This is a genomic window from Nocardia rosealba (genome assembly GCF_020216065.1).
GTDB classification, from domain to species: Bacteria; Actinomycetota; Actinomycetes; order Mycobacteriales; family Mycobacteriaceae; genus Nocardia; species Nocardia rosealba.
In genome coordinates, this window is record NZ_JAIWNA010000003.1 from 567,800 (window position 1) to 588,959 (window position 21,160).

Annotated in this window: 19 protein-coding genes and 1 tRNA gene; 12 read left to right on the forward strand and 8 right to left on the reverse strand. The window is 68.8% G+C overall.

The annotated features are described in order from the left end of the window. The 3 genes from LDL21_RS16130 to acnA form a co-directional block, all read right to left on the reverse strand. A tRNA-OTHER gene (locus LDL21_RS16130) sits at nt 1–74 on the reverse strand. 17 nt (nt 75–91) lie between these two features. Further along, nucleotides 92–661 carry a TetR/AcrR family transcriptional regulator gene (locus LDL21_RS16135; RefSeq protein ID WP_067493744.1) on the reverse strand — a complete coding sequence of 190 codons (570 nt, stop codon included), beginning with the start codon at nt 659–661 and terminating at the stop codon, nt 92–94. A 132-nt stretch (nt 662–793) separates the two neighbouring features. After that, nucleotides 794–3,589, reverse strand: a complete 2,796-nt coding sequence (gene acnA, locus LDL21_RS16140) for an aconitate hydratase AcnA (protein ID WP_225280700.1) — start codon at nt 3,587–3,589, stop codon at nt 794–796. 302 nt (nt 3,590–3,891) lie between these two features. Here acnA and LDL21_RS16145 point away from each other — a divergent pair, with 302 nt between their 5' ends. Together LDL21_RS16145 and LDL21_RS16150 are read left to right on the forward strand one after the other, a co-directional pair. Continuing rightward, nucleotides 3,892–4,443, forward strand: a complete 552-nt coding sequence (locus tag LDL21_RS16145; protein WP_181698081.1) for an Rv1476 family membrane protein — start codon at nt 3,892–3,894, stop codon at nt 4,441–4,443. 265 nt (nt 4,444–4,708) lie between these two features. Beyond that, nucleotides 4,709–6,136 carry an NlpC/P60 family protein gene (locus LDL21_RS16150; RefSeq protein ID WP_225280701.1) on the forward strand — a complete coding sequence of 476 codons (1,428 nt, stop codon included), beginning with the start codon at nt 4,709–4,711 and terminating at the stop codon, nt 6,134–6,136. 18 nt (nt 6,137–6,154) lie between these two features. On the opposite strand, the gene LDL21_RS16155 is transcribed toward LDL21_RS16150, so the two are convergent. Both LDL21_RS16155 and LDL21_RS16160 read right to left on the reverse strand, forming a co-directional pair. Beyond that, the gene (locus tag LDL21_RS16155; RefSeq protein ID WP_225280702.1) at nt 6,155–6,901 is read right to left on the reverse strand and encodes a barstar family protein; all 747 of its coding nucleotides are present in this window, start codon (nt 6,899–6,901) and stop codon (nt 6,155–6,157) included. Nucleotides 6,902–6,979: 78 nt separating this feature from the next. Next, nucleotides 6,980–8,926 (reverse strand): Hint domain-containing protein, encoded by a 1,947-nt coding sequence (locus LDL21_RS16160; protein WP_225280703.1) that lies wholly within the window; start codon nt 8,924–8,926, stop codon nt 6,980–6,982. A 432-nt stretch (nt 8,927–9,358) separates the two neighbouring features. Here LDL21_RS16160 and moxR1 point away from each other — a divergent pair, with 432 nt between their 5' ends. The 8 genes from moxR1 to LDL21_RS16200 all read left to right on the forward strand — a co-directional run bounded on the left by moxR1 (nt 9,359) and on the right by LDL21_RS16200 (nt 16,226). Further along, the gene (gene moxR1, locus LDL21_RS16165; protein WP_067635964.1) at nt 9,359–10,525 is read left to right on the forward strand and encodes a chaperone MoxR1; all 1,167 of its coding nucleotides are present in this window, start codon (nt 9,359–9,361) and stop codon (nt 10,523–10,525) included. Between the two features lie 23 nt (nt 10,526–10,548). Next, on the forward strand, nt 10,549–11,505 hold the full coding sequence (locus tag LDL21_RS16170; protein WP_181698086.1) for a DUF58 domain-containing protein: 957 nt from the start codon (nt 10,549–10,551) through the stop codon (nt 11,503–11,505). Continuing rightward, nucleotides 11,502–12,506, forward strand: coding sequence for a VWA domain-containing protein (locus tag LDL21_RS16175; protein ID WP_067635960.1), 1,005 nt, complete (start codon nt 11,502–11,504; stop codon nt 12,504–12,506). Before LDL21_RS16170 ends, LDL21_RS16175 begins: the two co-directional genes overlap by 4 nt. Before the next feature lie 84 nt (nt 12,507–12,590). Further along, nucleotides 12,591–13,307 carry a 3-oxoacyl-ACP reductase FabG1 gene (fabG1, locus tag LDL21_RS16180; protein WP_067493761.1) on the forward strand — a complete coding sequence of 239 codons (717 nt, stop codon included), beginning with the start codon at nt 12,591–12,593 and terminating at the stop codon, nt 13,305–13,307. Between the two features lie 71 nt (nt 13,308–13,378). Further along, the gene (inhA, locus tag LDL21_RS16185) at nt 13,379–14,215 is read left to right on the forward strand and encodes an NADH-dependent enoyl-ACP reductase InhA (RefSeq protein ID WP_225280704.1); all 837 of its coding nucleotides are present in this window, start codon (nt 13,379–13,381) and stop codon (nt 14,213–14,215) included. Next, complete coding sequence (locus LDL21_RS16190) at nt 14,215–15,264, forward strand: ferrochelatase (protein ID WP_225280705.1); 1,050 nt, start codon at nt 14,215–14,217, stop codon at nt 15,262–15,264. Before inhA ends, LDL21_RS16190 begins: the two co-directional genes overlap by 1 nt. 85 nt (nt 15,265–15,349) lie before the next feature. Further along, nucleotides 15,350–15,742 (forward strand): hypothetical protein, encoded by a 393-nt coding sequence (locus tag LDL21_RS16195; RefSeq protein WP_225280706.1) that lies wholly within the window; start codon nt 15,350–15,352, stop codon nt 15,740–15,742. A gap of 91 nt (nt 15,743–15,833) precedes the next feature. Beyond that, nucleotides 15,834–16,226: a hypothetical protein gene (locus tag LDL21_RS16200; protein WP_225280707.1), complete on the forward strand. Its 393-nt coding sequence runs from the start codon at nt 15,834–15,836 to the stop codon at nt 16,224–16,226. A gap of 47 nt (nt 16,227–16,273) precedes the next feature. On the opposite strand, the gene LDL21_RS16205 is transcribed toward LDL21_RS16200, so the two are convergent. Continuing rightward, the gene (locus LDL21_RS16205) at nt 16,274–17,089 is read right to left on the reverse strand and encodes an Rv1486c family protein (protein ID WP_181698092.1); all 816 of its coding nucleotides are present in this window, start codon (nt 17,087–17,089) and stop codon (nt 16,274–16,276) included. A 58-nt stretch (nt 17,090–17,147) separates the two neighbouring features. Then, nucleotides 17,148–17,960: a DUF3097 domain-containing protein gene (locus LDL21_RS16210; RefSeq protein WP_225280839.1), complete on the reverse strand. Its 813-nt coding sequence runs from the start codon at nt 17,958–17,960 to the stop codon at nt 17,148–17,150. A gap of 143 nt (nt 17,961–18,103) precedes the next feature. Here LDL21_RS16210 and LDL21_RS16215 point away from each other — a divergent pair, with 143 nt between their 5' ends. Then, entirely contained in the window at nt 18,104–18,535 is a 432-nt protein-coding gene (locus LDL21_RS16215) for an NfeD family protein (protein ID WP_181698093.1), read from the forward strand. Nucleotides 18,536–18,540: 5 nt separating this feature from the next. Next, nucleotides 18,541–19,770: an SPFH domain-containing protein gene (locus LDL21_RS16220; RefSeq protein ID WP_225280708.1), complete on the forward strand. Its 1,230-nt coding sequence runs from the start codon at nt 18,541–18,543 to the stop codon at nt 19,768–19,770. 94 nt (nt 19,771–19,864) lie between these two features. On the opposite strand, the gene LDL21_RS16225 is transcribed toward LDL21_RS16220, so the two are convergent. Then, nucleotides 19,865–21,109 (reverse strand): molybdopterin-binding protein, encoded by a 1,245-nt coding sequence (locus tag LDL21_RS16225; RefSeq protein WP_225280709.1) that lies wholly within the window; start codon nt 21,107–21,109, stop codon nt 19,865–19,867. Nucleotides 21,110–21,160 lie beyond the last annotated feature (51 nt).

The following is a 21,160-nucleotide window of genomic DNA, read 5'->3' on the forward strand; positions in this document are numbered from 1 at the left end:
CCATGGAGGCGGGAATCGAACCCGCGGCATCCGTCCTGCGGAAGTCGGCGCTCTACCGACTGAGCTACTCCATGGCCGAGTCGAGCCTAGCTCAGGACTCCTTGCGCCGCACGGACGCTTCGACGAGATCCAGTACAGCGGAAAGGTTTTCGTCGGTGTGGCCGGAGGCGATGCGCGCGATCAGGCCGTCGAGGACCAGGTCGAGGTAGCCGAGCAGGACGTCGGTGGGCACGTCGTCGCGCAGGGCGCCCGCGGCTTTGCGGCGCTCCAGGCGGGCGAGGGTGGCGGCGGTGAGTTCGGCCGAACGCTGGGTCCACCCCGCGCGGAAATCGGGATCGGTGCGCACGCGGCGGGCGATCTCGAGACGGGTGCCCAGCCAGTTGAATTCTTCGGGGCGGGCGAGCATATCGCGCATCACCTGGACGATGCCCTGGTTGGCCGCGACCTCGGCCATGCGTTCGGCGTCGTCCTTGGCCAGGGCGAAGAACAGGGCGTCCTTGTCCCGGAAATGGTGGAAGATGGCGCCACGGGACATGCCGATGGCCTCTTCCAGACGGCGCACCGTGGCGCCCTCGTAGCCGAATTCGGCGAAGCAGCGCCGGGCACCGTCGAGGATCTGGCTGCGGCGGGCGGCGAGGTGATCGTCGCTGACCTTGGGCATGATTCCTCCAGTGACACCATATGCGGACCCCCGCCCCGGAACACCGAGGCGGGGGGCTCACAGCACGAAGAGCATCCGAGCGGATGCCCTTGTGGCGCGGCGTCGTTCGACACCGCGCCACCGATCGGGCAACTAGCCGCGGATCATGTTGCGCAGCACGTACTGCAGGATGCCGCCGTTGCGGTAGTAGTCGGCCTCACCGGGGGTGTCGATGCGGACGACCGCGTCGAAGGTGGTGACCTTGCCGTCTTCGGCGGTGGCGGTGACCTTGACGGTCTTGGGGGTGACACCCTCGTTGAGGGCGGTGATGCCCTCGATGTCGAAGGTCTCGGTGCCGGTCAGGCCGAGCGACTGAGCCGACTCGCCCTGCGGGAACTGCAGCGGCACAACGCCCATACCGATGAGGTTGGAGCGGTGGATGCGCTCGAACGACTCGGTGATGACGGCCTTCACGCCCAGCAGGCTGGTGCCCTTGGCGGCCCAGTCACGCGAGGAGCCCGAACCGTACTCCTTGCCACCCAGCACGACCAGCGGGATGCCCGCGGCCTGGTAGTTCTGCGAGGCGTCGTAGATGAACGCCTGCGGGCCACCTTCCTGGGTGAAGTCGCGGGTGTAACCACCCGAGACGTCGTCGAGCAGCTGGTTGCGCAGCCGGATGTTGGCGAAGGTGCCACGGATCATGACCTCGTGGTTACCGCGCCGCGAGCCGAGCGAGTTGTAGTCCTTGCGGGCCACACCGTGCGAGTCGAGGTACTGCGCGGCCGGGGTGCCCGGCTTGATCGGACCGGCCGGGGAGATGTGGTCGGTGGTGACCGAGTCGCCCAGCAGCGCCAGCACGCGAGCACCCTTGATGTCGGCGACCGGCTCCGGATCCATCTGCATGCCCTCGAAGTACGGCGCCTTGCGGACGTAGGTCGAGTTCTCGTCCCACGCGAAGGTGTCGCCCTCCGGGGTGGCCAGGTTCTGCCAGCGCTCGTCACCGTCGAAGACGGTGGCGTAGGAGTTGCGGAACATGTCCTGGTTGATCGAGGACTTGATGGTGTCGTCGATCTCCTGGGCCGAGGGCCAGATGTCCTTCAGGAAGACATCGTTGCCGTCGGAATCCTTACCGAGGGAGTCGGTCTCGAAGTCGAAGTCCATGGTGCCCGCGAGCGCGTAGGCGATGACCAGCGGCGGGGAGGCCAGGTAGTTCATCTTCACGTCGGGGGAGATGCGACCCTCGAAGTTGCGGTTACCCGACAGCACGGCGGTGACCGAGAGGTCGTTGTCGTTGATCGCGGCCGAGATCTCCTCGGGCAGCGGGCCGGTGTTACCGATGCAGGTGGTGCAGCCGTAGCCACCCACGTAGAAGCCGAGCTTCTCGAGGTAGGGCCACAGGCCGGCCTTCTCGTAGTAGTCGGAGACGACCTGCGAACCCGGCGCCATGTTGGTCTTCACCCACGGCTTGGTCGACAGGCCCTTCTCGACCGCGTTGCGGGCGAGCAGCGCGGCGCCGAGCATGACCGACGGGTTGGAGGTGTTGGTGCAGGAGGTGATGCCCGCGACCACGACAGCGCCGTGGTCGAGCACGAAGTCGCCACGCTCGGCCGAGCGCACCGTCACCGGCTTGGACGGACGGCCCTTGGCGCCGTTGGCCGCCGAGTGCGCCGGGGTGTAGGCGTCACCGGCGTGGTCGGCCGAGACCGAGACCGGATCGGAGGCCGGGAAGGTCTCGTCGACACCCTCGTCGAGCGCGGTGTAGTCGCCCACGTAGTCGACGATGTCGGAGCGGAACGCCGACTTCGACTCGCTGAGCAGGATGCGGTCCTGCGGACGCTTCGGACCGGCGATGGACGGCACGACGGTGCTCAGGTCCAGCTCCAGGTACTCCGAGTACGCCGGCTCCTTGTCGGCGTCGTGCCACATGCCCTGTTCCTTGGCGTAGGCCTCGACGAGCGCGAGCTGCTCGTCGGTGCGGCCGGTCAGGCGCAGGTAGTTGATGGTCTCCTCGTCGATCGGGAAGATCGCCGCGGTGGAACCGAACTCGGGGCTCATGTTGCCGAGGGTGGCGCGGTTGGCCAGGGGGACCTCGGAGACGCCCTTGCCGTAGAACTCGACGAACTTGCCGACCACGCCGTGCTTGCGCAGCATGTCGGTGACGGTGAGCACCACGTCGGTGGCGGTGACGCCCGGCTTGATCTCACCGCTGAGCTTGAAGCCGACGACGCGCGGGATGAGCATGGAGACCGGCTGGCCGAGCATCGCGGCCTCGGCCTCGATGCCGCCGACGCCCCAGCCGAGCACACCCAGGCCGTTGACCATGGTGGTGTGCGAGTCGGTGCCGACACAGGTGTCGGGGTAGGCCTGGCCGTTGCGGACCATGACGGTGGGCGCCAGGTACTCGATGTTGACCTGGTGCACGATGCCCATGCCCGGGGGAACGACCTTGAAGTCGTCGAAGGCACCCTGGCCCCAGCGCAGGAACTGGTAACGCTCGCCGTTGCGCTCGTACTCGAGCTCCACGTTGCGCTCGAGGGCGTCGGCGCGGCCGAAGACGTCGAGGATCACCGAGTGGTCGATGACCATGTCGGCGGGGGAGAGCGGGTTGACCTTGCTCGGGTCGCCACCGAGGGTGGTGACGGCCTCACGCATGGTTGCCAGGTCGACGATGCAGGGCACGCCGGTGAAGTCCTGCATGATCACGCGCGCGGGGGTGAACTGGATTTCCACGCTCGGCTGCGCCGAGGGGTCCCAGTTCGCGATCGCGCGGATGTGATCGGCGGTGATGTTGGCGCCGTCTTCGGTGCGCAGCAGGTTCTCCGCCAGCACCTTCAGGGCGTAGGGCAGCTTCTCGGTGCCGGGAACAGCCGAGAGACGGAAGATCTCGTAGGAGTTGCTTCCGACCTCGAGCGTGCCTTTGGCGCCGAAGGTATCGATACTCTTCGTCACGTCAGCTCCACTCATTGGTGAGGGTGTGCCGCCGGCGGGGCTGTGCCGGCGGCTCGCGTCTTCGGAGGGGGATCCGGCGCCGTGAGATGCCGGTTTCCTCGCCGTACGAGCCTAACAGTACGCTTGTCCTATGAAATAATCGGGGCGCCGCGTCAGCTCATGGTGTGCCGTGGCGACCGGTTCCCGCGCGCCGTCGCGTACTGTGCCTGTCGAGCGAGTCGGGGACAGACGCAGTGACGCTCACCTTGGCAGTGTTGGATGCCCGTCGCATCGCGACCGGGGCTCGACAGACCGGATGGAAAATGACCGTCTTGCACACCTTTGCGCCGATGGCCGTCGAACTGCCGCCGAACACGGATCTGGGCAGTCTCCGCTCCGACCTCGCCGACAATCACGTGGCCGCGCCCAAGGGCAAGGATCAGCAGGAACTGGCCGCGATCGTCGCCGAGGCGCGGGCGGACGGCATTCCGCTCAGTGTTGTCGTCGTTCCCGGTAATCCCGGCCACGATTCGAGCCTACGTGACCTGGCCACCGAGCTGGGCAAGAACACCGAGGGCACGGTCGCGGTGCTCAGTGACGACTGGATCGGCACCTACAGCGACGACATCAGCCGGGTCCGGCTCGAGTGGGCCGAGGACGTGGCCAAGTACCGGGGCAACCACCCCGAGGAGGCCGTGTCGGCGTTCGTGGGTCGCCTCGAGCAGCCCGAGGGCGTGTCGTGGGGCGCCGTCACCGGCGTGATGCTGGCGCTGACCGTCCTGGTGATCGCGGGGCTCTACTTCGTGAAGGCCCGGCGTGGCCCCGACGACGACGCGGTGGTTGTCGCGGGCGACGATGCGGGTTCTCTCCGTTAACTGGTTTCTCTCCAGTCACATTTCCAGACCTTCGGTCTGTTTCTGCGCGTCGAAACATGGCGCACCTCAAGCTAATGCCGGGCAATCGCCGAATTGATGTCCCGTCATGCCGTGGCAGTTGTTTCCTTTGTGAAATATGTGTCGTACGGTAGCGGTGATCGCGATCGGGAAAGCAGTGGTACAGGGGGCATTGGTCGACCCTTGGGGTCGCTGAGTCGGCTGATGCGCCAGTGGCGTATGTCGAGTCGAGTCACTCGGAGGTGCCGTGCGCGGTGCGAGCGGGCAGGATCAACCAGGGCGGTTACGGATAGCGATCGGATTGCTGGCCGTGCTCGCTGTCGTCGTGACCGCGGGCCCGACGACGGCCGTGCCGCCGTCGCCACCACCGAACCCGTCCGACAGCGAGATCGCGGGCGCGGGCGCCGAGGTCGACGCGCGCGTCGGCGAGATCGGCGCCCTCATCAACCGGGTCGCCGCCGCCGATCAGCAATTACGTGCCCTCGACGACGCCCTCGCGGGCAAGCGCGAGGCCGTCAACCAGGCGCTCGTCGACCTGCAGACCGCGCGTGACGCCGCGGGCGCGGCCGCTGCCGCCGTGGCCGACAGCCAGACCCAGCTCGCCGACGTCGGCGCGAAAGTCGTCGCCGCCCGAGGCGATTTCGATCAGCTCGCCACCCAGGCCTATGTGCGTCCGTCGTCCAGTTCGGTGGTCACCTATTTCGCGTCGTCCACGCCGGACGCGGCGATGGATCGCGCGCAGGTGCTGAGTATGGTGTCGAAGAATCAGCGCCAGGTGCTCGACGACCTGCGACGCGCCCAGATCGCCCAGGCCAACCAGAATGCCGCGGCCCGCCAGGCCAAGGCCGACGCCGACGCCGCCGCGAGCGCGGCCGAACAGAAGAAGCACGCCGCCCAGGCCGCCGTCGACGTCGCCAAGGCCGAGTTCGACAACCAGGCGGCGGCCCGCGACACCCTCCAGCGCGACCGCACCGCCGCCCAGATCGCCCTCGACACCGCCCGCTCGACGGTGGCAGGCCTGCAGAGTCAGCGCGAGATCTTCCTCGACTGGGACGATCAGCAGAAGGCCCAGCTCTCCGCACTGCTGGCCGCCGCCAACGCGGCCGCCGCCCGCGCCGCCGCCGATCAGGCCGCCCGCGACCGCGCCGCCCGCCTCGGCGAGGACCAGGGCCCGCACACCGACCTGGAATCGACACCGACCGCACCGCGAAAATCCAAACCGAGATCGACGACCCCGCAGGTCACCGGCTCGGCCGCGATCGAGACCGTGATCGACCGCGCCATGTCCCAGCTCGGCGTGAGCTACGCCTGGGGCGGTGGCGACGAGGAAGGACCGACCCTCGGCATTCGCGACGGCGGCGTCGGCGACTCGCACGGCGACTACAACAAGGTCGGCTTCGACTGCTCGGGCCTGATGCTCTACGCCTTCGCGGGCATCGGTGTCTCGCTGCCGCACTACAGCGGCTATCAGTACAACGCGGGCACCCGGGTCCCCGTCGAGGAACGCGAACGCGGCGACATGCTGTTCTGGGGCCCGGGCGGCAGCGCCCACGTGGCGCTCTACCTCGGCGACGGCACCATGATCGAGGCCCCCGAATCCGGTGACGTGGTGAAGATTTCGCCCGTGCGCGAAGGCGGCATCATGCCGTACGCGGTGCGCATCGTCACCGAGTGAACGCCGCGGTACCGGGGGCTACTCGAGTACGACGGTCGCGCCGGCGTCACGGAGGGTGGAAACGGCCAGCTCCATCCAAGTCATCGGCCCGGCGAGTGTCTCGACCACCGTATCCAGGTGCCGCGCCGAGGCGTCTGAATCGCGCCATCGAACGGTCAGTCCGGGGCGATCCCGCGCGCACTCGCGCAATGCCATGAAGTTGGCGCCGAAATAGCCGCCGGGGCCATTGGCCGCTTCACCGATGGCGCAGTAGAAACCCGCGAGGTCGGTGATGTCGCCGCCGTTCACCGTGATCACAGTGGGCGGGCGCTTCGGCGGAAGGTGGCGTTCGTAGCGCATCGCGACCTCCAGCCAGCCTTCACGCTCCGCCTGCGTCAGCCCGACCCACTGTCCGGCGAGTGTCAGCCGCCCGTGACGAAGTCGATCCCACGCGGCATCAGCGGATCGATGCGCGAGTCGGCTCACCCATCCGGTCATCGAGAACGCGGGGCCGTGATCCTCGGCATGGGTCAGCGCGACCGCGCCGACCCAGTACCGTCCGATGGTGTTTCCGGCCTCGTCGAGTACGTCGAGGTCGAGGTCGCCGAGGTCGGCAGGCCGCCGCGTCGACTCGACGCTCGCGCGGAGCACCGGGCCGACCGACCGGATGCCGTCCGCCCGGAAATGTACCGGTACCAGGCCTTCGGGGGCATAGGCATCGAACTCGTCGCCACTGTTCGCATCACCGACGAAGAAGTCGTCGAGGCGATCGAACGAGGCGAGCAACGGGTGGTCGGCATCTTCCGAGCGGAGCGCGAATCGCGCACTCGGGCGCGGGTTCCCAGTGATTGTCATGCTCCACCATCAGTCGGCATAGACGATAATTCGCCCGTAGTGGTTGTCCGTCCAACCCACATCGCCATAGGCATTGCGAAGAAGCCGGAACTGATTACCGAGGCCGGGGACCTCGTAGATCGATGAATCCGCCCATTTTCGGGCAACAGCCGCTGGTGTGCCGGGTCGGCCTTCGAAGATGTCCGGTGTGCCGTCGGGGTTCAGCCGTTGCGGCAGTTGCCCGGCACGCAGTAGTTCGACAGCATTGCGAATCTCCTTCCTGGCGGACGGCGGCCCGCCCTTCGGTGCAGGGCAATTGTGCACGAGCACGCTCGTGTTCCCCGCGACCACGTAGTACGTGTGCGGGCCGTCGACCTCGAGGTTGTAGACCGGTGCGTGCGACACCTCCCGGCGCGCTTCGACGACACGTGGTCGTTCGTCCGCACGACCGGCGAGCAGGGTGCCCGGCTTCAGATCGCCGGCGTCCACCCACCGCGACAGGGTGGGCACCCAGAACGGGTGGTTGGTCGTCGCGGAGATGATCCCGGTTCGGTCACCGTCGGTGATCGTCAGGGTGACGAGTTCGCGGGATCGTCCGCCGATGCCGTGGACGACAGACCGCACCGACGATGTCGACCGCAGCCCTGCCGACGGCGCCGCCGCGGCGACCGGCGTCCCCTCGGTGATCTGTTGAATCGCACGAACTGTTCCGTCGGCCAACAGGACCGGAGTACCCGCGACGAAACTGTTCGCGGCGTCGCAGTCGGGCTCGCGCAGACCTTCTTCTATCGCGTCGAGCAGACCCTGCACCTGCGCCTGGCCGACGGCCTCGGCGACCACCTCGGTGTCCGCGGCGAAGCGGGTCTCGTAGTTCACGGTGCGGCGTTCGGCCTGTGCCTGACGCTCGGCGGCGGCCTGTTTCTCGGCGCTGACCGCGGCGAAGACCGCACCGGCCTCGGGCGCTGTACACGTGAGCTCGCCGTTGAACCCGTTCGTCTCGAGCGGGAACGAACCACTCGCGCTGCAGCGTCCACCATGGCGGCCTTCGACCGAGATCGTCGCGGTGAGGGTGACCGTCGCCGTTCCGGTGACGCGGGCTCGGTCCGAGCGGGTGATCCGGCCGGTGAACGGTTGCCGGACAGAGCATCCCGCCGTGCTGCAGGTCAACGCGCCCTGGCCGGGACGGAAGGTGAAGTCGCTGTTCACCGCGCCGGCGAGCCGGCCGATCGCGTTCTGCAACGCGGCCCGCACCTGATCGAGCGAGTCCGCGACTTCGGTGAGAACCAGCTCGGCAGCGTCGGTATCGTCGGCCGGCGCCCACCGCAGCACCCGGTACGGTTCCGAGACCGAGATATCGAGCGTGCCCTCCTCGGTTTCCGCGCGCAGCGCGGGTTCGTCACCCACCTGGACGCGGCCGCGGAGGTCCGCGCGGTCCAGCTGGGCTGCCAGCCAGCTCGCCAGCAGCGCGGGGGAGGAGAACACGGCGGCTTCGGTCTCGATGGCCTCGGGCGCGGTCTGCCATTTGTCCCGATTCGCCGCGCTGACCGGTGCCCGCCCCAGGTCGTCGCGCGTGCCCGAGGCAGGCCCGAGGTAGAGCTGCCCGCCCGCGCGCACGATCTCGGAGGACTGCCCGTCGACCGAAACCGTTCCGGTGGTGTCGCCGGTAGCGGTGACGGTCACGTCCCAGGTATGGGCACTGCTGGGCACGGTGGTCCGGTACCGCAGCGCCGGTTTGGACGACAGCGACGACAACGCCTGGTAGAACGGCGCGCTGCTGCCCGCCGGTTCCGGCCACGCCAGCCACACCGCCGCGCCGACGACCAACGCGAACACCGTCACCACCGAACCGACGACCAGCCCGATCACCCGCCCGCGCGGGCGTGGCTTTCGAAAGTCGAAGACCGGCTGCGGTGGGTAATGGATCGGGTGGCCACCATACGGCTGCCCCTGACCGAACTGCGGATTCCCCGGATACATCGCCAATCGTTCCCCCCGGCCCGAGAATTATTCGGGCGCAATGTGTTTCGCGAGGGAGGGTAACAAGCCGGCCGGGTTCGGGCGAGTCGTCGGCGAAATCGTCCGAACGCCCGGGCCGTCCACGCCGTTGCCCGGCCGCGGTTCGAGCAGGCCTGCCGCCACTGTCCGCGCGGGCGAGGAAGCACACGCACACACTTGTCGTGCGACGACAACGACACCGGTCGACGAATTCGGCGATGTCGCCGGACCCGCCGCGCACCTGGCGGATTTCGGCAATGATGCAGGTAGTGTCCCTGCACTCCGCGCTCGCGCCCGTTCGGGCGCTCGCACCGAGAGGGCCGAATTGCCGCCGAGTCATGGCCGGTTGCGGCGCACCGGGCGATTCAATGGAATAGTTGGGGCCGCACGCACAGGACCAAAGCGAAAGCGGGGATGTTGGTGACTTCGACGGAAGGTGTGAGCGGGCCGAAGCTGGCGAAGGACGCCGGTACGGCAACGCCGAGCACCCTGGAGCGTGACGTCCAGACTCTCGAGAAGGCGATCTACGAGGTCAAGCGGGTTATCGTCGGCCAGGATCGGCTCGTCGAGCGGTTGCTCGTCGGTGTGCTCGCCCGTGGCCACGTCCTGCTCGAGGGTGTACCCGGCGTCGCGAAGACCCTTGCCGTGGAAACGTTCGCCAAGGTCGTCGGTGGTTCGTTCTCGCGGGTGCAGTTCACCCCCGACCTCGTGCCGACCGACCTGATCGGTACCCGCATCTACCGGCAGGGCCGCGAGGAGTTCGACACCGAACTCGGCCCGGTGGTCGCCAACTTCGTGCTCGCCGACGAGATCAACCGCGCGCCCGCCAAGGTGCAGTCGGCCCTGCTCGAGGTGATGGCCGAGCGCAAGCTGTCGATCGGCGGCAAGACCTACCCGATGCCCGATCCGTTCCTGGTCATGGCGACCCAGAACCCGATCGAGAGCGAAGGCGTGTACCCGCTGCCCGAGGCGCAGCGCGACCGCTTCCTGTTCAAGGTCGTCGTGGACTACCCCTCCGTGGAGGAGGAGCGCGAGATCATCTACCGGATGGGTGTGAGCGCGCCGGAACCCAAGCAGATCCTCGAGCCCGAGGACATCATCCGCCTGCAGAAGGTGGCCGCCAACGTCTTCGTGCACCACGCGCTCGTCGACTACGTGGTCCGCGTCATCAGCGCCACCCGCACCCCGGCCGAGTTCGGCATGCCCGACGTGGCGAGCTGGATCTCCTACGGCGCCTCCCCGCGTGCCAGCCTCGGCATCATCGCCGCCGCCCGCTCGGTCGCGCTGATCCGTGGCCGCGACTACGTGGTGCCCCAGGACGTGGTCGAGGTGATCCCGGACGTGCTGCGCCACCGCCTGGTGCTGTCCTACGACGCGCTGGCCGACGAGGTTTCGCCCGAGGACGTCATCAAGCGGGTGCTGCAGACCGTGGGTCTGCCGCAGGTCGCGCCGCAGGCCGTCGGCGGCCCGCAGAACTCGCAGCCGCCGGTGCCCCAGCCGCCCGCTCCCCAGTCCCAGCCTGCGCCGCAGCCGGTGAACGGGCAGCAGTCCCAGCCCGCCGGCCACGTCGCACCCCAGTGAGTGCGCCGGAACCCGTTGCCCGCGTGCCCGAGCCGTCTCACGTACCGCCGTCGTTCCGGGCGGGTGAGCTGACCGACCCGAAACTGTCGGCCGCGCTGAAAACGCTCGAGCTGACGGTGCGCCGCCGCCTCGACGGTGTGCTGCACGGCGACCACCAGGGCCTGATCCCCGGCCCGGGTTCGGAGCCGGGGGAGGCGCGGCTGTATCAGCCGGGCGACGATGTGCGCCAGATGGATTGGTCGGTCACCGCCCGCACCACCCATCCGCATGTGCGGCAGATGATCGCCGACCGCGAACTCGAGACCTGGCTCGTGGTCGACCTGTCGTCGAGTCTGGACTTCGGCACCGGGCGCGTGCAGAAGCGCGACCTGGCGATCGCGGCGGCCGCGGCCATCACCCACCTCACCTCCGGCGGCGGCAACCGCATCGGCGCCGTCGTGGCGACCGGTCAGGATCTGGTCCGGATTCCCGCGCGCGCCGGGCGCCTGCACGCCCAGACCATGCTGCGCGGCATCGCGACCACCCCGCACGCGCGCGACGGTGTGCGCGGTGACCTGAAGGCGGGCATCGAATCGTTGCGCCGCCCGCAGCGCAAACGTGGTCTCGCGGTGGTGATCAGCGACTTCCTCGGCGACGTGGACTGGCAGCGTTCGCTGCGCGCCATCTCTGCCCGCCACGACCTGCTCGCGGTCGAGGTGCTCGACCCGCTCGACATCGCACTGCCCGACGGTGGGGATGTCGTGCTGCACGACCCGGAGACCGGGCACACCCGCGAATTCAGCGTGACCCCCACGCTGCGCGCCGATTTCGCCGCCGCGGCCAACGCGCAGCGCGAACAGGTGCACCAGGCGCTGCGCAGTTGCGGCGCGCCGGTGCTGAGCCTGCAGACCGATCGGGACTGGATCGCCGACGTGGTCCGGTTCGTGTCCACCCGGCGCCACAATCTCGGCGCCCCGAGCGGGCGGGTGCCTCGCCAGTGAGTATTTCGCATTTCACCGCCGCCGCCTGGCTGGGTTTCCTCCTCGTCGTCGCGCTGCTTGTCCTCGGTTATGTGCTCGTGCAGCGCGCCCGCCACAAGCGGATGCTGCAGTTCGGCAACATGACCGTGCTCGAGCGGGTCGCGCCGTCGCGGCCGAGCCCGATGCGGCACGTGCCGATCGCGCTGATCCTGGTCGGGCTGATCCTGCTCACCATCGCCGCCGCCGGGCCGACCGCCGTGCAGAAGGTGCCACGCAACCGCGCGACGGTGGTGCTGGTGATGGACGTGTCGCTGTCGATGGAGGCCACCGATGTGCCGCCCAACCGGCTGCAGGTCGCGCAGGAAGCGGGCAAGGACTTCGTCGAGGGACTGACCCCCGGTATCAACCTGGGTTTCGTCACGTTCGCCGGTACCGCGTCGGTGATGGTCTCGCCCACCACCAATCGTGAGGCGGTCAAGCACTCGATCGACAACATCAAGCTGGCCGAGCGCACCGCCACCGGTGAGGGCATCCTGACGGCCCTGCAGTCCATCGACACCCTCGCCGCGGTGCTCGGTGGCGCGGAGACGCCGCCGCCCGCGCGCGTGGTGCTCATGTCCGACGGCAAGCAGACCGTGCCCGACGACAAGGACATCGACAACCCGCGCCACGGTTTCACCGCCGCCCGCCTCGCCAAGAACAAGGGCATCCCGGTGTCGACCATCTCCTTCGGCACCGAGTGGGGCACCGTCGAGATCCCCGATTCCGACGGTGGCGGCTCGCAGCGGGTGAAGGTTCCCGTCGACAACGACTCGCTGCGCGAGATCGCCGAGCTGTCCGGCGGCGACTTCTACACCGCCTCCTCACTCGCCGAGCTCACCGCCGTCTACGACACCCTCGAAGAGCAGATCGGCTACGAGACCACCCGGGGCGATGCCAGCAGGCCGTGGCTGCTCGGCGGCATGTTGTTCGTCGCGGCGGGCGTGCTCGTCAGCTTGCTCTATCGTCAACGCCTGCCCTAGCTTGCCGTACTCGGCGTTGTGAGCAGTCGCAACGGTGCGACCCTGACGCCGGGCCCTGGAACCAGAACAGATAGGTTGGACCCTATGTCGAACGTCACATCCCGGTCGGTGCTGGTCACCGGCGGTAATCGCGGAATCGGTCTCGCGGTGGCCCAGCGCCTGCTCGCCGACGGGCACAAGGTCGCCGTCACCCATCGCGGGTCGGGCGTGCCCGAGGGACTGTTCGGGGTGAAATGCGATGTCACCGACAGCGAGTCGGTCGACCGGGCGTTCACCGAGGTCGAGGAGCACCAGGGTCCGGTGGAGGTGCTGGTCGCCAACGCGGGCATCACCGACGACACGCTGCTCATGCGGATGACCGAGGAGCAGTTCACCAAGGTCATCGACGCGAACCTCACCGGTGCGTTCCGCTGTGCCAAGCGCGCCAATCGCGCCATGCTGCGTGGTCGCTGGGGCCGGATGATCTTCCTGGGTTCGGTTGTGGGTATGAGCGGTCAGGCCGGTCAGATCAACTACGCATCCTCGAAGGCCGGTGTCATCGGCCTCGCGCGTTCGGTGACCCGCGAACTGGGTTCGCGTTCCATCACCGCCAACGTCGTCGCCCCCGGTTTCATCGAGACCGACATGACCGCGGATCTTCCCGAGGACATGAAGGAGATGGCCAAGAAGTTCATCCCCCTGCAGCGCCTCGGTCAGCCCGAAGACATCGCCGCTGTGGTCAGCTTCCTCGCCTCCGAGGACTCCCGTTACGTCTCCGGCGCCGTCATCCCGGTCGACGGCGGCATGGGCATGGGCCACTGACCCGCTGACCGACTTCCCGTGGCGGGCGATCAGCCCGCCGCATCCCCGAATCGCAGGAGAACCGAAAACCCATGGGCGGACTGCTCGAAGGCAAGACCATCCTGATCACCGGCATCATCACCGATTCCTCGATCGCGTTCAGCGCGGCGGCGGTCGCGCAGGAGCAGGGCGCGAAGGTGATCATCACCGGCATCCCCGAGCGGCTGCGCCTCATCGACCGCATCGCCAAGCGGCTGCCGCAGGAAGTGCCCCCGGCCATCCCGTTGGACGTCACCAACGAGGAGAACCTGGGCGCGCTGGCCGACGCCGTGCGTGAGCTGGCACCCGAGGGCATCGACGGCGTGCTGCACTCGATCGCCTTCGCGCCGAAGACCCTGATGGGTCCGGACGCGGTGCCGTTCCTCGAGGGCCCCGGCCCCGATGTGGCCAAGTCCTTCGAGATCTCCGCCTGGAGCTACGCCTCGCTGGCCCGCGCCGTGCTGCCGGTGATGAACGAGGGCGGGTCGATCGTCGGCATGGACTTCGATCCGCGCGTGGCGATGCCGTACTACAACTGGATGGGCGTGTCCAAGGCCGCGCTCGAGTCGGTGAACCGGTACGTGGCCCGGGAAGTGGGTTACGCCAAGAAGATCCGCTCCAACCTGATCGCCGCAGGCCCGGTGAAGACCCTCGCCGCCAAGGCCATCGCCGGTACCGCCACCGACGACGCCAAGCAGCTGCGTCAGCTCGACGAGTACTGGGACGGCGCGTCGCCGATCGGCTGGGACGGTGCCGACGCGCGTGCCGTAGGCAAGTCGATCGTGGCGCTGCTCTCGGATTGGCTGCCCGCCACCACCGGCTCGATCATCTATGTGGACGGCGGCGCGAGCCACAACATGTGGTTCCCGGAGAACTTCACCGCCAACTGATGGCCGACGCGCTGCTGCTGCTGTCGTTCGGCGGCCCCGAGGGTCCCGAGGACGTGCTCCCGTTCCTGGAGAACGTCACCCGGGGCCGCGGGGTGCCGCCGGAACGGCTGGCCGAGGTCGCCGAGCACTACCTGCATTTCGGCGGGGTCTCGCCGATCAACGCCCTCAACCGGCAGATCATCACCGCGCTCGAGGCCGATCTGGCCGACGCCGGACTCGACCTGCCGGTGTATTTCGGCAACCGGAACTGGCATCCGATGGTGGAGGACACCGTCGCCACGATGACGGCCGACGGTGTGCGCTCGGCCCTGGTCTTCCCCACCTCCGCGTGGGGTGGGTATTCCGGCTGTCGCCAGTACGACGAGGACATCGCCCGAGCCCGCGCCGCCGTGGGTGCGGGCGCGCCCGAACTGGTGAAGCTGCGCCAGTATTTCGATCATCCGCTGCTGATCGCCGCTTTCGCCGATGCGATCACCGCTGCGGTACAACAGCTTCCGGCCGACCACCGCGAGGGCGCGCGTCTGGTGTTCACCGCGCACTCCATCCCCGTCGCCGCCGACAATGTCGCGGGACCGCCGGCCGACGGTGGCCGCCTCTACAGCAGGCAGGTGGCCGAAGCCGCCCGATTGTCTGCCGCCGCAGCGGGTTTCGCCGAGTACGACGTGGTGTGGCAGTCGCGGTCCGGGCCGCCACAGGTGCCGTGGCTCGAACCCGACATCGTCGATCACCTGGATGTGTTGCACGCCAAGGGGATCGAGTCCGTGGTCGTGTGCCCGGTGGGATTCGTCTCCGATCATCTCGAGGTGATCTGGGATCTCGACAACGAGGCGGCCACCAGGGCCGGTGAACTCGGGATGGCCTTCGCGCGCGCCGCCACACCCGGTACCGATCCCCGTTTCCCCCGGATGATCGTGGAGCTGATCCAGGAGCGCCTCAGCGCGGGCGACGTGCGTGAGCTGGGCGAAGTCCCCGGTTACGGCTGCACGGTCGACGGCGCGCTGTGCGCTCCCGGCTGCTGCGAATTGCCCCCGCGCCCCGCGCGTGCGTGAGCACAACCGCATAACCATTCACCGCCCGCGCCTATTACGCGGGTAGGCTGGGCGGTTGTTGTGATCGACAGATCGGAGGCATCCGATGCGCTCGACAAAACGCCGTCACGCGGCCGCGCTGCTCCTGCTGCCCGTCGCCGGGACGTTCGCCCTGGCCAGCTGCGGCGGTGACTCCGGGTACGAGACCGGCCCCGAACCGACCGAGCCGACCATTTCCCAACCGACCGTCGACAGCCTGTGCAGCATCCTCGACTCCCAGCAGGGCACCTGGAAGGCGCTCGGCCCGGAGGTCGGCCGGGTGGCGTTCAACGGAGCCATGCGCCTGTGGGCGCAGCGCGACACCATCGCCAATGCCGCCATCTCCTACGACCGCTTCGTGGTCGACGAGGTCACCAACCGCAGCTGCCCCGGGGTTCGCGCCGACACCCTCACCGTCCTGGACTATCCGGATATGAAGACCGCGCTGAACGGATTCTGAAGCGGCGGTTCCCCGTTGGTGAATCAGGTGGGTTAGCATCGCCGGTGTTCTTCGGCCGGGAGGGTCGAGCAGCCGCGACGGGGGAGGCCCGATGAAGACTGTCCACACGGCGGAAACGATCTTTGCCAAGCGGGGTGGCGGTGGCGGGGTGAGCGTCGGGGTCGGCCTGCCCGACTGGGTGTGGCTGATCATCATCGCCGTGATCGTGCTCATCGTGGTGATCGTGCTGATCCGCAAATTCGGTGGCAACTCGAATCAGGGTGCGCCCCAGCACATGCCGCAGCAGTTCGCCCAGCATCAGCAGCCGTACCCGCAGCAGATGCCGCCGAACTACGGCCACCCGCAGGGCGGATACGCGCAGGCTCCCTATCCGCCGCAGTACCCGCAGGCGCAGTACCCGCGCCCGTACCCGCCTCAGCAGCCGATGCCCTACCCGCCGCAGCGGGCGCCGTACCCGAATCAGTACCAGCAGCCGTATCGCTGACCGCCGGCCCGCTCGTCGGATGAGCTGTCGGGCAACCTTTTCCGGTGTCAGGCCGCTGGTCGCGCGGCCGCGTGGATGGCGACCAGCCGGGCCTGTCGGATCGTGTTCCACAGCGGACGTAGCAGTGATTCGTGGGCGCCGATGGCCGTAGCCGAGGTCGGCGACGACGCCGGTTCGTGTTCGGCGACCGTGAGAATCGCCGCGACATGGTCGGCCGTGTCGAGAATCCGCTTGGCGCGCAACGGAATCGAGTCGGGATAGGCGTGCTTGGCGTAGGCGGCGAGTTGGGCTTCGATCTGCTCGCGCGGGTCGGCGTCGGACGGGCCGATCGAGGTGGTGTGCAGTTGCATGAGCGCGTCGGCGGCGTCGCGGACCGCTTCGCGCATCGTGTACTCGGCGGCGCCGAGGGTCATGTCCGGGTCACCGACGGGCGGGACGATCACGCTGTAGACGGTCCACTGCAGGGTGTCGTCGTCGTCCCAGTGCGGGATCAGACCGGTGCCCTCCTGGCCGGGGACGCCGATCAGGATGCCCTCCTCCGCATCGATGGCATCCGCCGCGAAGGCGCTGCCCACCGGCAGGCCGCGCACGTCGCCGGGTGCGGGCAGCACCAGGCGCAGGTGTGCGCCCGAGGGAGCCATCGCCTCACGGATGACCTTGAGCAGCGGCATGGCGCCGGTGCCGGGAAGGTCGCCGCGGGAGGTCCACGGTAAGTCGGTGCGGCCACCGGTGGCCGGGTCGCCTGCGGCGATGGTGTGTCGTGGCGCCCAGGCGTGCAGCGACTCCAGCACGTCGTCGGGCGCGCTGGTACCGGCCAGCCAGGAGCCGGCCCAGACCGTCAGCGTGGCACTGGGAGAGCACATAATCATCGAGCATAAAGGTTCGCCCCGATCCGTGTGCCGGGTCTGACCTGCGGTCGAGCTACTCGGGCTCGGTGACGAAGTCGATGAGCCGTTCCACCGCGCCGATCAGCGGCGCCTCGAGATCACGGAACGAGTCGACCGCGTTGTACACCCGGCGCCACCCCTCCTGCGGGGTACCCCAGCCGAGCCTGCGGCAGATGCCGGTCTTCCAGTCCTCACCGCGCGGCACCGTCGGCCAGGCCTCGATCCCGACGGCGGCCGGACGAACCGCCTGCCACACATCGATGAAGGGGTGCCCGGTGACCAGGACGTGCGGGCCGAGCCCTGTGGTGAGCTGGGACTCCTTGGAACCGGTCACCAGGTGGTCGACGAGCACCCCGACCCGCGCCCCTGGACCGGGCCCGAACTCGGTGAGGCGGGCGCCGAGATTGTCGAGACCCTCGAGATGTTCGACGACCACGCCCTCGACCCGAAGATCGTGGCCCCACACCCGCTCGACGAGTGCGGCGTCGTGCACACCCTCCACCCAGATGCGGCTGCCGCGGGCCACCCGCGCGCGCAACCCCTCCACTCGCGTCGAGCCGGACGCGGAACGGGTCGGTTGCTTCGGTGCGGCGACCTTCGGGCGGACGAGCGTCACCGGTTTACCGTCGATGAGGAACGCCGCCTCGCGCAGCGCGAACAGGCGGACCGCACCGCGCCCGTCCTCGAGTTTCACGAACTCGCCGTCGTAGCTGCGGTCGAAACCGACTACGGCACCGCAGAATCCGCTCGCCGCGTCCTCGACCACCAGGTCCCGTTCGGCCGCCACCTGCGGTACCGGCGTCTTCTTCGTCCGGTTGTGGCCTGCGTAGATATCGCCGCCGTACATGTCACGCGCACTCACCCGCCCGAGCTTAGAGCCGTCGGCGCCGGGGTAGCGGGAGCGGCGCGCGAAAACCGTTGGACCACAAGATCGGCTCCGGGGGCGGGCGACGCCGCCCGCGACGGCCCGATCGGGGCTAGGCTTGGGTGGTGGCCGCAATAGTCTGGCTGATCGCGGGCCTTGTGCTGGCGGCGGCCGAAATGCTCACCGGGGATCTCACGCTGCTCATGCTCGGAGTGGCGGCGTTGGCCACCGCGGGCGTCAGCGCCACCGCGGGGTTGCCGCTGTGGGGTGACGCGCTCGTCTTCGGCGCGATGGCCGGGGTGCTGTTCCTCGGGGTTCGCCCGGTGCTGCGCCGCAGGTTCGGTACCCCGCCGCCCACACCGACGAATGTCGATGCGCTGACCGGGAAGTCGGCGCTCGTTCTCGAGGACGTCGCCGAGTATTCGGGCCGGGTCAAACTCGGTGGCGAAGTGTGGACGGCGCGTCCGCTCGATCCGAGCGAAGTCTACGAAGCCGGTGTGACCGTCTATGTGATGAAGATCGACGGCGCGACCGCCGTCGTCTGGAAGGGTCCTTAGAGTCCATGGTTGCCTTGATCGTGGCCGCCGTCCTCGTCCTGCTGGTCGTGGTGGTGGTTTTCAAATCTATTGCGCTCGTTCCGCAGGCCGAGGCGGCGGTGATCGAACGGCTCGGCCGGTACTCGCGCACGGTGTCGGGACAGCTCACGTTCCTCGTCCCGTTCGCCGACCGGGTGCGCGCCAAAGTCGACTTGCGTGAACGTGTGGTGTCGTTCCCGCCGCAGCCGGTGATCACCCAGGACAACCTCACCCTGCAGATCGACTCGGTGGTGTATTTCCAGGTCACCAGCCCGCAGGCCGCGGTGTACGAGATCAGCAACTACATCGCCGCCGTCGAACAGCTCACCGTCACCACCTTGCGCAACGTGGTCGGTGGCATGACGCTCGAGGAGACGCTGACCTCGCGCGACCAGATCAACAACCAGCTGCGCGGTGTGCTCGACGAAGCCACCGGCCGCTGGGGTCTTCGGGTGGCCCGGGTGGAGCTGAAGTCGATCGATCCGCCGCCGTCGATCCAGGAGTCGATGGAAAAGCAGATGAAGGCCGACCGCGAGAAGCGGGCCATGATCCTCACCGCCGAGGGCACCCGCGAGTCGCAGATCAAGACCGCCGAGGGCGCCAAGCAGGCCCAGATCCTGTCCGCCGAGGGTGCCAAGCAGTCGGCGATCCTGTCGGCCGAGGGTGAGCGGCAGAGCCGCATCCTGCGCGCCCAGGGTGAGCGAGCCGCGTCCTACCTGCAGGCCCAGGGCCAGGCCAAGGCCATCGAGAAGGTGTTCGCCGCCATCAAGAACGGCAAGCCGACACCGGAACTGCTTGCCTACCAGTACATGCAGACGCTGCCGATGGTGGCGAAGGGCGATGCCAACAAGGTGTGGCTGGTCCCCAGCGATTTCGGCAAGGCACTCGAGGGGTTCGCCCAGAACTTCGCCACCAAGGGCGACGACGGGGTGTTCCGGTACGAACCGAACACCGAGGACACGCCCCCGGTGAAGATCGAGGACGACTCCGACGTGGCCGACTGGTTCGAGACCGCCTCGGACCCGAAGATCGAGCAAGCGGTCCGCGCCGCCGAGGCCACCGCCCGCCAGCCGGTCGAGGGCTTCGAACCGACGCTGCCCAAAACCCTTGCGCCCAAACCGGAACGAAACCTCCCCGAACCGCCGCCGGTGGGCCCGGCCCAGTCCCAGCCCGGCGACCCGTACGGTCGCCCCTGGCAGCCGCCGCAGCAGACGTAACCCGGGCCGAGCGCTGGAATCGGTGGCGCGTCGCCTCAGATGATCGTTGGGCTCGGACCGGTGTCGGCAGACGACACCGGTCCGAGCCTTTCGGTCAGCGGGGGAGGGGGAGCAGTTCGACGAGGGTGCCTCGGCCGGTGCCGGGTGGGAGGACCGCCAGGGCTTGGCAGCCGATGAGGCCGGCCAGGTGGGGGGTGTGGGCGGGGCCGGTGCTGCGCCAGACGCCGCCGGTCTGTTGCTGGACGGGGACGATGCGGGTGGCGTCGCCCGCCATCACGCCTGCGTCCGAGAGCCTGCCCCACATGGTCGGGCCGGGGGTGCGCAGGGTGAGGGTGTCGATGACAGCGGGACCGACGGCCAGCAGGGCGGCGACGGCGGCGAGCGGATTGCCGGGGAGGCCGAGCAGGACACGGCCGTCGGGGAGCTGGGCGACGAGGGTCGAGCCGCCGGGGCGGATCGCGACCCGGTCCACGACGATGCGGGCACCGAGGTCGGCGAGCAGGGTGCGCAGGTGGTCGGCGGCACCCCGGCCGGTTGCCCCGACCATCACCACCAGGTCGGCGTTCGATTTCAGGGCGAGCCAGGAACGCAGCAGGTCGCGTTCGTCGGCCAGATGCCACAGCCCGGTGCTCTCGATATCGCAGCAGCGCAGGAACTCCGGCAGTACCGGTCCGAGCGAATCGCGGGTCTCGCCCGGACCGAGCGGGCCGACTGCCCGGATCTCGTCACCGGTCATCACCACATCCGCGCGCAACGGCCCACGCACCGTGACGGTTTCGGCCTCGGCACTGAGCGCGGCCGAGACCAGCGCGGCCGACACCCGTGTGCCCGCGGGCGCCAATTGTGTTCCGGTGGACCAGTTCTCACCTTGCCGCCGGGTGTCGTCGCGTACCGGGGCATCGGGTGCGCGCAATACCACCGGTTTGCCGGACACCACGGTGGTGACGATGTGTTCGTCGCGCAGAGTGGCCGTGGTGCCCAGCGGGGTGGCGGCGCCGGTCGCGATCCGCACCGCCTCGCCCGGAGCGAGCACCACCGAGCAGGGCCGCCCCGCGTACCCGACCTGCTCGTGCACCCGCCACCACGGCCCCGGCCCCGCGACCGCGTAACCGTCCATGGCCGCCGTGTCCACCCGGGGCAGTGGCGTTGCCGCGCGCAACGCCACCGCCAGTGTTCCCCCGACAGCCTCGCCCACCGGTAGCTCACGCACCCCCACCGGCTCCAGACCCGCCGCGATCCGCGCACGCACCTGTTCCAGCCCGCACCGCGTCACCGCGACGATCTCCGCCCGCGCGCTCACCACCACGTCCAACCTTCCGCCCGCCGATACTCCGCCCATCGTCCGCACCCCCCATTGCCTGCGATTTTCTCCCCAGTTGCCGCCCGATAA

Bases quoted from the DNA above. Each gene is read 5' to 3' on its own strand.
- LDL21_RS16135 (WP_067493744.1), bottom strand. From the start codon at position 661: ATGCCCAAGGTCAGCGACGATCACCTCGCCGCCCGCCGCAGCCAGATC.
- LDL21_RS16145 (WP_181698081.1), top strand. From the start codon at position 3,892: ATGACCGTCTTGCACACCTTTGCGCCGATGGCCGTCGAACTGCCGCCG.
- LDL21_RS16160 (WP_225280703.1), bottom strand. From the start codon at position 8,926: ATGTATCCGGGGAATCCGCAGTTCGGTCAGGGGCAGCCGTATGGTGGC.
- moxR1 (WP_067635964.1), top strand. From the start codon at position 9,359: ATGTTGGTGACTTCGACGGAAGGTGTGAGCGGGCCGAAGCTGGCGAAG.
- fabG1 (WP_067493761.1), top strand. From the start codon at position 12,591: ATGTCGAACGTCACATCCCGGTCGGTGCTGGTCACCGGCGGTAATCGC.
- inhA (WP_225280704.1), top strand. From the start codon at position 13,379: ATGGGCGGACTGCTCGAAGGCAAGACCATCCTGATCACCGGCATCATC.
- LDL21_RS16190 (WP_225280705.1), top strand. From the start codon at position 14,215: ATGGCCGACGCGCTGCTGCTGCTGTCGTTCGGCGGCCCCGAGGGTCCC.
- LDL21_RS16195 (WP_225280706.1), top strand. From the start codon at position 15,350: ATGCGCTCGACAAAACGCCGTCACGCGGCCGCGCTGCTCCTGCTGCCC.
- LDL21_RS16200 (WP_225280707.1), top strand. From the start codon at position 15,834: ATGAAGACTGTCCACACGGCGGAAACGATCTTTGCCAAGCGGGGTGGC.
- LDL21_RS16205 (WP_181698092.1), bottom strand. From the start codon at position 17,089: ATGTGCTCTCCCAGTGCCACGCTGACGGTCTGGGCCGGCTCCTGGCTG.
- LDL21_RS16210 (WP_225280839.1), bottom strand. From the start codon at position 17,960: ATGTACGGCGGCGATATCTACGCAGGCCACAACCGGACGAAGAAGACG.
- LDL21_RS16220 (WP_225280708.1), top strand. From the start codon at position 18,541: ATGGTTGCCTTGATCGTGGCCGCCGTCCTCGTCCTGCTGGTCGTGGTG.
- LDL21_RS16225 (WP_225280709.1), bottom strand. From the start codon at position 21,109: ATGGGCGGAGTATCGGCGGGCGGAAGGTTGGACGTGGTGGTGAGCGCG.